Annotated in this window: 9 protein-coding genes; 4 read left to right on the top strand and 5 right to left on the bottom strand. The window is 68.7% G+C overall.

The genetic code is table 11. The features are described 5' to 3' along the window. Window positions 1–422 precede the first annotated feature (422 nt). Window positions 423–728 carry a hypothetical protein gene (locus tag JOY88_RS06710; RefSeq protein ID WP_293501422.1) on the bottom strand — a complete coding sequence of 102 codons (306 nt, stop codon included), beginning with the start codon at window positions 726–728 and terminating at the stop codon, window positions 423–425. Window positions 729–1,047: 319 nt separating this feature from the next. Between JOY88_RS06710 and JOY88_RS06705 the strand changes: the two genes are divergently transcribed. Continuing rightward, entirely contained in the window at window positions 1,048–2,322 is a 1,275-nt protein-coding gene (locus JOY88_RS06705; protein WP_293501421.1) for a peptide MFS transporter, read from the top strand. Here JOY88_RS06705 and JOY88_RS06700 read toward each other — a convergent pair. The 4 genes from JOY88_RS06700 to JOY88_RS06685 all read right to left on the bottom strand — a co-directional run bounded on the left by JOY88_RS06700 (window position 2,304) and on the right by JOY88_RS06685 (window position 7,199). After that, complete coding sequence (locus JOY88_RS06700) at window positions 2,304–3,539, bottom strand: AGE family epimerase/isomerase (protein WP_293501420.1); 1,236 nt, start codon at window positions 3,537–3,539, stop codon at window positions 2,304–2,306. The two genes, JOY88_RS06705 and JOY88_RS06700, sit on opposite strands and share 19 nt — an antisense overlap. 1 nt (window position 3,540) lies before the next feature. Continuing rightward, window positions 3,541–3,774 (bottom strand): DUF2805 domain-containing protein, encoded by a 234-nt coding sequence (locus tag JOY88_RS06695; RefSeq protein ID WP_293501419.1) that lies wholly within the window; start codon window positions 3,772–3,774, stop codon window positions 3,541–3,543. Between the two features lie 100 nt (window positions 3,775–3,874). Further along, window positions 3,875–5,137 carry an acyl-CoA dehydrogenase family protein gene (locus tag JOY88_RS06690; RefSeq protein WP_293501418.1) on the bottom strand — a complete coding sequence of 421 codons (1,263 nt, stop codon included), beginning with the start codon at window positions 5,135–5,137 and terminating at the stop codon, window positions 3,875–3,877. Between the two features lie 70 nt (window positions 5,138–5,207). Then, window positions 5,208–7,199 carry a cation:proton antiporter domain-containing protein gene (locus JOY88_RS06685; protein ID WP_293501417.1) on the bottom strand — a complete coding sequence of 664 codons (1,992 nt, stop codon included), beginning with the start codon at window positions 7,197–7,199 and terminating at the stop codon, window positions 5,208–5,210. Window positions 7,200–7,388: 189 nt separating this feature from the next. Here JOY88_RS06685 and JOY88_RS06680 point away from each other — a divergent pair, with 189 nt between their 5' ends. From JOY88_RS06680 to JOY88_RS06670, 3 genes are all read left to right on the top strand, one after another. Beyond that, window positions 7,389–7,958 carry a hypothetical protein gene (locus JOY88_RS06680; protein ID WP_293501416.1) on the top strand — a complete coding sequence of 190 codons (570 nt, stop codon included), beginning with the start codon at window positions 7,389–7,391 and terminating at the stop codon, window positions 7,956–7,958. Between the two features lie 56 nt (window positions 7,959–8,014). Continuing rightward, window positions 8,015–8,575: a hypothetical protein gene (locus JOY88_RS06675; protein ID WP_293501415.1), complete on the top strand. Its 561-nt coding sequence runs from the start codon at window positions 8,015–8,017 to the stop codon at window positions 8,573–8,575. A gap of 197 nt (window positions 8,576–8,772) precedes the next feature. After that, window positions 8,773–10,044, top strand: coding sequence for a Glu/Leu/Phe/Val family dehydrogenase (locus tag JOY88_RS06670; RefSeq protein ID WP_293501414.1), 1,272 nt, complete (start codon window positions 8,773–8,775; stop codon window positions 10,042–10,044). Window positions 10,045–10,116: the final 72 nt, after the last annotated feature.

Below are 10,116 nucleotides of genomic sequence, written 5' to 3'. Positions count from 1 at the left end.
TGCCGATGATCTGCCCGGCGCTCATCCCCGCAGTACGATTCATCTCGGACCCTCGATGGTGTTTGTGACGACCTTGGTCTATCACGCCCTGGGCACTTTGATGCCGTATCCATTCGAGGGTCCACCTTGTCCCTGCGACAACGGCCTTCCCACGAACAGCCACGCTGTTCATCCCTGTGCTCCAAGCTCAGTCCCCGTAGGGAGGGAGGCATCCATTACATCTCCGATGACATTGAGGCGCCGCATTCTGCGGGCAGCCGCTCAGGCGGACTTGAACAACGGCCAGACCATCAAGTCAGCGGTGCTGTGCCCTTCGCGAGCGGTAGCGACGAGGAGCTTTTCGACGGCCGGTCTGGCAACGGTCTGAAGGCTGTCCGAGCCCTGGGGGCGCACCTTCGCGCCGAAGCGGCATAGGCCTGGACTCATTCATCCGCGTCGTCACCCCCAAAGGTCGCCTTGAATGCCTCGGCGAACTCCGCCGACGCGCTGAACGTCAGCGTCACCGTCACCCAGCCACCCGCCTCATGCTGCACCAGCAGCTCGTGGTCCCAGGCGAAGCCGTCCTCCACCGGCCCCTGCCGGCCGCCAAACTCGGCCTGGGCCCAGGCCAGTACCTGCTCCACCTCGACCATCACGGCCGCACGCCCGGCCTCGCGCGTGGAGGCCATGGCTTCGAGCGTCAGGATGTCGTCGGAGCTGTCGGTGAGGTCGAAGGTGAGATGGCGCATGCGACGAGTGTCGGGGCAGAGGCAGGGCTGCGCGCCCAGCCTGCGCACCGGCCATTGGCAGCGGCGCGGTTGCGGCGGATGCGCCTGGCCGGGGACAGTGCTCATGCCTCGTGGCCGGATTGATGCTCTCGAGGCGGCTGCAGACACCCGGATTTCTTCCCAAAGCGGGTGGTCAGCCACCCGGGACCCGACAGGCAATCATTTTTTGAACTTGTGGATGCTGTTTTTCGCATCGTTACCGCGGGTATCCCCTGAGGCCTGCACGAGGATGCCCGAAACCCACCGGCGCCACGCCCTTATTATCGAAAACCCATTCCTGATGCCTGAAACCATGTCCGCCGAGGCCATTTCCCTGCCCATCGAAAAACCCCGCCAACCCGCCGGACTGTTCGTACTCGCCGGTGCGGAAATGTGGGAGCGGTTCAGTTTCTATGGCGTGCGCTCGCTGCTGGTGCTGTATTTGGTAGAGGCCTTGCAATATTCGCGGGCCGACGCGCTGTCGGTATATGGCATGTATACCGGTTCAGCATTCCTGTGCGCCATCGCCGGCGGCTGGCTGGCCGACCGTTTCCTGGGCCAGCGCCGGGCAGTGGTGCTGGGCATGCTGCTGATGATGGCGGGCCATGTGGCGCTCGGCCTGGATCAGCCGGTCGCGCTCGCACTGGGTTTCCTGGCGGTGGGCACGGGCCTGTTCAAACCCACGACCACGGCCATGGTCGGCGCGCTGTATGCGCCGGACGACGCACGGCGCCAGGGCGGGTATACGGTGTTCTATATGGGTATCAATATCGGCGCGGCGCTGTCGGCGCTGATCGGTGGATATCTGGCGCAGCGCCATGGCTGGGGTTATGGCTTCATGGCGGCCGCCGTGGGCATGGCCATCGGCGTGGTCGTCTTCATGGCCGGCTGGCGCTGGCTGCCGGCCGTCGCCGCACCGGCGCCCGAGCCGGCGCGCACCACCTGGAACGATGCAGGGGCACGACGCCGCATCCAGGTCATCCTGCTGATGTCGCTGGTGGCCATCTGCTTCTACCTGGGCTACGAGCAGGCGGCGGGCGTCATGACGCTGTTCGTGCGCGACCATGTCTCGCCGCAGTTCCTCGGCTTCGAGTTGACGGCGGCGCAGTTCCTGGCCGTGAACCCCATCCTCGTGATCCTGCTGGCGCCGCTGTCGGCGCGCCTGCTGTCGCGGCTGGACTGGCCGGAGTTCCGCGTGCAGGGCCTGGGCATGGGGGTGCTGGGCGCCAGCTTCGTGCTGCTGCACATGCTGCAGGGGCGGGCCGCGCAGGGCGAGCTCATCCCGGCCTGGATGATGGTGGGCATCATCGGCGTGCAGACCGCCGCCGAGTTGCTGGTCATCCCCATCGGCCTGGCCGTGGTGTCGCGCTATGCGCCGGCCGGCTGGACCGCGACGCTGATGGGCGCCTGGATGCTGGCCAAGGCCACGGCGGGCTTCCTGGCCGGCCAGCTCTACGGCTGGCTGCTGCCGACGGGGCTGTCGCTCTACGCCGTGCTGACCGCCGTCTGCCTGGCTGGTAGCTTGCTGCTGATCGCGCTGTCCGGCACGCTGCGGCGCTATGCCGGCATGCCCTGAGCGACCTTCAGCGCCGCCTGGTGCAGGCGCACCATGTGGTAGGGATCGGGTTGCTCGTCCTTGCAGCCGCCGCTCTTGCAGGGCAGGACATCGGCGGCGCGCCAGCCGCCCTGCTCGACGTCGATGAGCTGTTTCTTGATGAGGCCCTGGGTCTGTTCGTAGCGCCGCCACAGGTCGTTGCGGCCGGTGGCCTGGCCGGCGACGAGCAGCGCGTGCAGGCATTCGGCCTGCTGCCACCAGCCCTTGCTCAGGTCGGCCTTGCTGCCGTCGGTGAAAGCTCGCCGGCCGCAGCCGCCATCGATCTCGTCATAGCCGGCCGCGAGCGCATAGGCCAGCACGCGCTCGGCCACCTGCGCATAGACGGGCGACACGGAGGCACCCAGGGTCAGCAGGTGGCTCCATTCGAACTGGTGCCCCAGGTCGACGTAGCCACCCGCAGCCTTGCTGGGCAGTGGCAGCCAGGCCTCGTCATACCACTCGGGGATCAGGGCGCCGCCGTCGGCCTGGCCTTGCAGCAGCTTGTAGGCGGCGAAGTCGCCCAGGCGACGCGCGATGGTCTCGGCCAGCATGTCGCCGCTGGCCCCGCGCAAGGCCAGCAGCGCCTCGAACATGTGCATGACGGGGTTCTGCGTGCGCCCGCCTGGCATGGGCTTGAAGTCGCGCTCGCATTCGTTGTAGAGGCCGCCGGCCGGGTCGGTGAAACCGATGTCGATCTCGCGGCACAGTTGCATCGCCGCCTCGCGGTAGCGCACGCCGCCGCCCACGCGGTAGACCTCGGCCAGCGCCAGCAGCGCAAACGCATGGCCGTAGGCGCGCTTGATCGTGGCCCTTGGCTGGCCGTCGGCGCCCACGGTGTGGAAGAAGCCGCCATGCGTCGGGTCGCGAAAGCGCGCCAGCATGAAGTCGACGCCGCGCCGGGCGATGGCGAGATAACCCGCGTCCGGCATGAACTCGTGGGCGGCCGCGAAGGCGTAGACCAGGCGGGCGTGGCCGGTGAGGTCCATCTCGGGCTGGGGCCGGGGCTTCCAGGCCCGGTCGAACTGCAGCTGGAAGCTGCCGTCCGGTTGCGGCGCATGGCTTTGCCAGCGCAGCATCAGCGCGTCGAGATCGTCGCGGTGCCAGCCGGTATCGATACGGTTGCGAAAGCGCGCATCCGGGTCGGTGCAGGCCGTGAGGCCTGCCAGCAACGCGAGGACAGGACGGCGCGCGAGCGGCACGTCAGCGCCCGTGCGGCCAGGTGGCCTTCTTGGTGGGGCCCTTGCTCGTCTTGGCCCGCGCGGCCCACAGCTTGTAGGCCGCCGGCGTCAGCTCGCGCTTGAGCAGGGCCACCAGCTCGCCATGGCCTATGCCATGCATCAGCAACACCTTGTTGTAGGGCGGCACGTCCTCGAAAGCGGTGGCGATGACGCTCTGGGTCTGCTGGGGACTGAGTCGGGGTGCGGGCTTGGCCATGCGCCGCATTGTCATTCGCTCCACCCGCCTTGTCCCGCGGCGCCTCGGCCACCGCGCCGGCATGCGGCGGTTTCGCCACGGGCCCGCCGCCCTGGCGCGGTCAGGCCCCGCGCGTGACGGGCATGCTCATCCCGTCGGTCGGCAGCTTCATGTGCCGGGCCAGCTCCAGCTTGGCCAGCGAGTTGCGGTGCACCTCGTCCGGGCCGTCGGCCAGGCGCAGCGTGCGCTGGTGGGCCCACATGGTGGCCAGCGGCGTGTCCTGTGACACGCCCGCGCCGCCGAACACCTGGATGGCCCAGTCGATGACCTGCAGGGCCATGTTGGGCGCGACGATCTTGATCATCGCGATCTCGGCCTTGGCGACCTTGTTGCCCACCGTGTCCATCATGTAGGCAGCCTTCAGCGTCAGCAGGCGGGCCTGCTCGATCATGCAGCGCGCCTCGGCGATGCGCTCCTGTGTGACGGTCTGCTGGGCGATGGTCCTGCCGAAGGCGGTGCGCGCGATGGCGCGCTCGCACATCAGCTCCAGCGCGCGCTCGGCGGCGCCGATGCTGCGCATGCAGTGGTGGATGCGCCCCGGGCCCAGGCGGCCCTGCGCGATCTCGAAGCCCCGGCCCTCGCCCAGCAGGATGTTGGCCGCCGGCACGCGAACGTTCTTCAGCTCCACCTCCATGTGGCCATGCGGCGCATCGTCGTAGCCGAACACGGACAGCGGACGGATGACGGTGATGCCCGGCGTGTCGGCCGGCACCACGATCATGGACTGCTGCTCATGCTTGCCGGCCTCGGGGCTGGTCTTGCCCATGACGATGTAGACGGCGCAGCGCGGGTCGCCGGCGCCGGAACTCCACCACTTGCGGCCGTTGATGACGTAGTCGTCGCCGTCGCGCGCAATGCGGCACTCGATGTTGGTCGCGTCCGACGAGGCCACGGCAGGCTCCGTCATCAGGAAGGCCGAGCGGATCTCGCCGCGCAGCAGCGGCTCCAGCCACCGATCCTTCAGCGCCTCGGAGGCGTAGCGCTCCAGCGTCTCCATGTTGCCGGTGTCCGGCGCCGAGCAGTTGAAGACTTCGGGGGCCCAGAACACGCGGCCCATGATCTCGCACAGCGGCGCGTACTCCAGGTTGCTCAGCCCCTCGGGCGCGCGGCTGGAGCGGGGCAGGAACAGGTTCCACAGCCCGGCCGCGCGGGCCTTGGGCTTGAGCGCCTCGATGACCTGGGTGGCCACCCAGGGGTTGCCGGCGCGGCGGTTGGCTTCGACCTCCTCGAGATAGCGGCGCTCGTTCGGGTAGATGTGCTCGTCGAAGAAGGCGAGCAGGCGTTCGCGCATCTGCGCGACCTTGGGGCTGTAGTCGAAGTTCATGGCGCGGCTCCTCTGGCGGATGGCGCCAGTGTGGCGCAGCGGGCCGCGCGCGCTTGTCACGCAGGCGGCATCAGCCGAGCAGCCGGGCTTCGGCGAGCGCGAGGGCCGCGGGCATGCCGCTGATGACCAGCGTGTCACCGCCGGCCAGGGCGGTGCGCTCGTCAACGAGCACGGCCTTGCCGCTGGCGCGGCGCAGTGACAGCACCGCGACCCCCATGGCCTGAAGGGCCAGCTCCTCCAGCGCATGGCCGCCATGCGCGCTGTCCGAGGGGAGCGTGACGGAGGCCAGGCGGGCCTGGTCGAGCTCGTCCGCGGTGTCGTCGTCGGCACCGTGGAAATAGCCGCGCAGCAGGCCGTAGCGCCGGTCGCGCGCGTCGCGTGTGATGCGGATGACGCGCCGCATCGGCACGCCCACCAGCGCCAGCGCATGCGAGGCCAGCATCAGCGAACCCTCGATGGCCTCGGGCACGACCTCGGTGGCCCCGGCAGCCTTGAGCTTCTCCAGGTCGGCATCGTCGATGGTGCGCACGACCACCGGCACACGCGGCGCATGCGTGCGCACCAGGTGCAGGATGCGCAGCGCCGACGGCGTGTCGTGGTAGCTGACGACGACGGCGCTGGCGCGCGCCAGGCCCGCTGCCATCAGGCTCTGCACCTTGGCGGCGTCGCCGAAGACCACACTCTGCCCCGCCGCCGCCGCCTGGCGCACGCGGTCGGGGTCCAGGTCCAGCGCCATGTAGGGGATGTGCTCACCCTCCAGCAGCCGCGCCAGGTTCTGGCCCGAGCGACCGTAGCCACAGATGATGACGTGGGCCTCGGTCTGGATGCTCTTCCTGGCGATGGTCGTCAGCTGCACGGACTGCATCAGCCAGTCGCTGCTGGACAGCTTCATGACGATGCGGTTGCTGTACAGGATGAGCAGGGGCGTCGCCAGCATGGACAGCACCATGCTGGCCAGCACCGGGCTCACCCATTGCGGGGCGATGAGCTGGTGCTGGGCGCCCAGCGTCAGCAGCACGAAGCCGAACTCGCCGGCCTGGGCCAGGTACAGGCCCGTGCGCAGCGCCACGCCGGGCGGCGACTTGAACAGCCGCGCCAGGCCCGCGATGAGGGCGAACTTGGCGAGGACCGGCAGGGCCGTCAGCATGACGACCAGCCACCAGCTCTCCACCAGCGGATGCCAGTCCAGCTTCATGCCTATGGTGATGAAGAACAGGCCCAGCAGCACGTCGTGGAAGGGCCGGATGTCGGTCTCCACCTGGTGCTTGTATTCGGTCTCGGCGATCAGCATGCCGGCGACGAAGGCCCCCAGCGCCAGGCTGAGGCCGAAATGCTCGGTCAGCCAGGCCAGGCCCAGCGTGACCAGCAGCAGGTTGAGCATGAAGAGCTCGTCGCTCTTGCGCCGCGCCACGAGCGTCAGCCACCAGCGCATGGCCTTCTGGCCGCCATACAGCAGCAGCGTGAGCAGCGCGACCGCCTTCAGCCCGGCCCAGGCCAGGGCATTCACCATCTGGCCGCCGCTGCTGTTCAGCGCCGGGATCAGGACCAGCAGCGGCACGACGGCCAGGTCCTGGAACAGCAGCGCGCCCATCACCAGCCGGCCATGCGGGCTCTCAAGCTCCAGCCGCTCGGCCATCAGCTTGACGACGATGGCCGTCGAGCTCATGGCCATGGCCGCGCCCAGCACCAGGGCGCCCTTCCAGGGCAGCTCCCAGGCCCGGCCCAGCAGCGCGAAACCCGTCGCCAGAAGCACGTTGCCCGCCAGCGCGCCGGCGACGGTCAGCAGCACCTGGGCCAGCCCCAGGCCGAAGACGGCCGTGCGCAGCGCGCGCAGCTTGGGCAGATTGAACTCCAGCCCGATGGCGAACATCAGGAAGACGACGCCGAACTCGGCCAGGTACTCGATGCTGGCCGAATCGTGGGCGAAGGCCAGCGCGTTCGGCCCGATCAGCACGCCCACGGCCAGGTAGCCCAGCATGGGCGGCAGCTTCAGCGAGCGGCAGGCGACGACGCCCAGTACGGCAGCGACGAGGTAGAGCAGGGCGAGGTCGAGCGAGGTCACCCGGCGATGGTATTCGTCACCTCGCACACCCGGGATATCGCGGGCCACCGCCGTGGCGGGCCCTTCCTATATTCCCAACTCCTGGCACATGCCGGGGGCGGTGCAACGAAGCTTGCTCCGAACGATTCCAACCCTGAGGGAGAACCCATGTTTGCTATGAGAGAAGGGGCGCGGCGAGCCGCGCTCGGCATGCTCCTTGCCGCAACGGCCCTGCTTGGCGGCTGCGCCAGTGCCTACCTGGACGCCGGCACGAAGGAGGTGCCTGCGGCCCAGTTCAAGAAGCCGGCCAGCCCGGGTCCGGTGCAGCTGCTGTTCGAGTTCCAGACCAAGGGGGTCGCCAACGCCCAGGTCACCGGCATGCTGCGCGAGCGCGTCATCGCCCAGGTGAAGGCCAGCGGGCTGTTCAACGAGGTCGGCTCCGCAGCCGTGCCCGGCGGCGCCATGCTCAGCATCACGCTGAACAACGTCCCGATGTCGGACGACGCCTTCGCCAAGGGCTTCCTGACCGGGTTGACGCTGGGCCTGGCCGGCTCGCAGGTGGGCGACGGCTACGTCTGCACCGCGACCTACCGCGCCACGGGCAGCGATGCGCAGCTCGTCAAGCAGGCCCGCCACGCCATCTACACCACCATCGGCGCCACCGGCGGCCCCTCCAACGCCGTCAAGATGCCCGACCACAAGGAGGCCGCCTTCCAGATGACGACCCAGGTGGTCAGCAACGTGCTGAACGACCTGTCCCAGGACACCAGCTTCAAGTGACCGAGGCCCGACACATGACCGCCAAGCCCCTCCTTTCCAGCGCCCCGCTCCAGCGCATGGCACTAGCCGCCGCCCTGGCCATCCTCGCGGGCTGCGTCTCGGTCAAGATGCCTGCTCCGGCACCAAGCGCCGGCAACGCCGAGAAGCTGCGCACCGCAAAGCTGGTGCCGTCCCAGATGGGCAGCTTCAAGCTTGCCGCGGGCAAGCCGGCCGACATGGACACCTCGCTGAGCGGCCTGCGCGGCTCGTCCGTGAGCCCTGCCGGCGGCAGCTTTGCCGGCCAGCTGCGCGACGAGATCGCCGCGGAACTCGGCGCCGCGGGCCTGCTCGATGCCAAGTCCCGCTTCGTCGTCGAAGGACAGCTGACCGACAGCATGGTCGACGCCGGCATGAGCGTTGGCAAGGGCCGGCTGGCTGCACGGGTCCAGGTCAGGCGCGATGGCCAGACGCTCTTCGACAAGGAAGTCGTCGCCGAGGCGACGTGGGAATCCTCCTTCGTCGGCGCCATCGCCATCCCCACCGCCATCAACCAGTACGGCGCGCTCTACAAGACGCTGGCCGGCAAGCTGTTCGACGATGCCGATTTCCGTCGAGCCCTTGCCGCCCCCGGTTCCTGAGCCCGCGAGCCCCGACACGACCCGGCTGCGGCCGGGTTTTTGTTGCCGGCGCCACGGCCCGTGGCGTGAAATCAGGCACACGCCCCGTGGGCCATGCATTGCTTGCATAGGCACATGACCACTTGGCTAGACAAGTCCTGGCAGCGCAGGGGAGCTTCGCGCTACCGTTCGCCCCACTCAAAGTTACGGAGCATTTCATGCCCAACCTGTCGTTCGTTTCGCCCACGCGCAACAGCCCGTGGGGAACCTACCTGTCCCAGATCGATGCCGTGGAACCCTATCTGGGCAACCTGCGCCGCTGGGTCGAGACGCTGCGCCGTCCCAAGCGCGCCCTCATCGTCGACATTCCCATCGAGCTGGACAACGGCACCATCGCCCACTTCGAGGGCTTCCGCGTGCAGCACAGCCTGACGCGCGGCCCCGGCAAGGGCGGCGTGCGCTACCACCCCGACGTGACGCTGGAAGAGGTGATGGCCCTGTCGGCCTGGATGACGGTGAAGAACGCCGCCGTCAACCTGCCCTATGGCGGTGCCAAGGGCGGCATCCGCCTGGACCCTGCCATGCTGTCCCTGAAGGAGCTGGAGAAGGTGACGCGCCGCTACACCAGCGAGATCGGCATCATCATCGGCCCCAACCAGGACATCCCGGCGCCCGACGTGAACACCAACGGCCAGATCATGGCCTGGATGATGGACACCTACTCGATGAACACCGGCGCCACGGCGACCGGCGTCGTCACGGGCAAGCCCATCCCGCTGGGCGGCTCGCTGGGCCGCGTGGCCGCCACCGGCCGCGGCGTGTTCGTTGTCGGCCGCGAGGCGATGCGCCGCCTGAACATGGAGATGGACGGCGCCCGCATCGCCGTGCAGGGCTTCGGCAACGTCGGCTCCATCGCCGCCAAGCTGTTCGCTGCCAATGGCGCCAAGATCGTCGCTGTTCAGGACCATACGGGGACCATCGTCAACACCAACGGCTTCGACATGCAGAGCCTGCTGGACCATGTCGCCAAGACGCGCGGCGTGGCCGGGTTCAAGGGTGGCGACATGATCGCCAGCGAGGATTTCTGGGACGTCAAGAGCGACGTGCTGATCCCGGCCGCGCTCGAGGGCCAGCTGACCGGCGAGCGCGCCAGGCGCGTGCAGACGCGCATCGTGCTCGAGGGCGCGAACGGCCCGACCACGCCCGACGGCGACGCGATCCTCGCCGACCGCGGCATCGTCGTCGTGCCCGACGTGATCGCGAACTCGGGCGGCGTGACGGTCTCCTACTTCGAATGGGTGCAGGACTTCTCGTCCTTCTTCTGGACCGAGGACGAGATCAACGTGCGGCTCGACAAGATCATCACGGGCGCCTTCAAGGGCATCTGGGAGACCTCCGAGCACCACAAGATCTCGCTGCGCACGGCCGCGTTCACGGTCGCGTGCACGCGCGTGCTCGAGGCGCGCGAGGAGCGCGGTCTGTACCCCTGAGCGGCGGCGGGCGGGACTTCCTCCCGCCTGCGAAGGCTCGCCGAAACCCTGCCCGGCTACAAAGCGTGCCTT

This window comes from Roseateles sp., assembly GCF_019237615.1.
In the GTDB taxonomy this organism is placed as follows: domain Bacteria; phylum Pseudomonadota; class Gammaproteobacteria; order Burkholderiales; family Burkholderiaceae_C; genus Pelomonas.
Note: the sequence above shows the minus strand (reverse complement) of the source record. Positions and strands in the feature narration are given on the sequence as shown.

What these genes read in the sequence shown, in the direction of transcription:
- JOY88_RS06710 (WP_293501422.1), bottom strand. Translation starts at nt 728, where the DNA reads ATGCGCCATCTCACCTTCGACCTCACCGACAGCTCCGACGACATCCTG.
- JOY88_RS06705 (WP_293501421.1), top strand. Translation starts at nt 1,048, where the DNA reads ATGCCTGAAACCATGTCCGCCGAGGCCATTTCCCTGCCCATCGAAAAA.
- JOY88_RS06695 (WP_293501419.1), bottom strand. Translation starts at nt 3,774, where the DNA reads ATGGCCAAGCCCGCACCCCGACTCAGTCCCCAGCAGACCCAGAGCGTC.
- JOY88_RS06690 (WP_293501418.1), bottom strand. Translation starts at nt 5,137, where the DNA reads ATGAACTTCGACTACAGCCCCAAGGTCGCGCAGATGCGCGAACGCCTG.
- JOY88_RS06680 (WP_293501416.1), top strand. Translation starts at nt 7,389, where the DNA reads ATGCTCCTTGCCGCAACGGCCCTGCTTGGCGGCTGCGCCAGTGCCTAC.
- JOY88_RS06675 (WP_293501415.1), top strand. Translation starts at nt 8,015, where the DNA reads ATGGCACTAGCCGCCGCCCTGGCCATCCTCGCGGGCTGCGTCTCGGTC.
- JOY88_RS06670 (WP_293501414.1), top strand. Translation starts at nt 8,773, where the DNA reads ATGCCCAACCTGTCGTTCGTTTCGCCCACGCGCAACAGCCCGTGGGGA.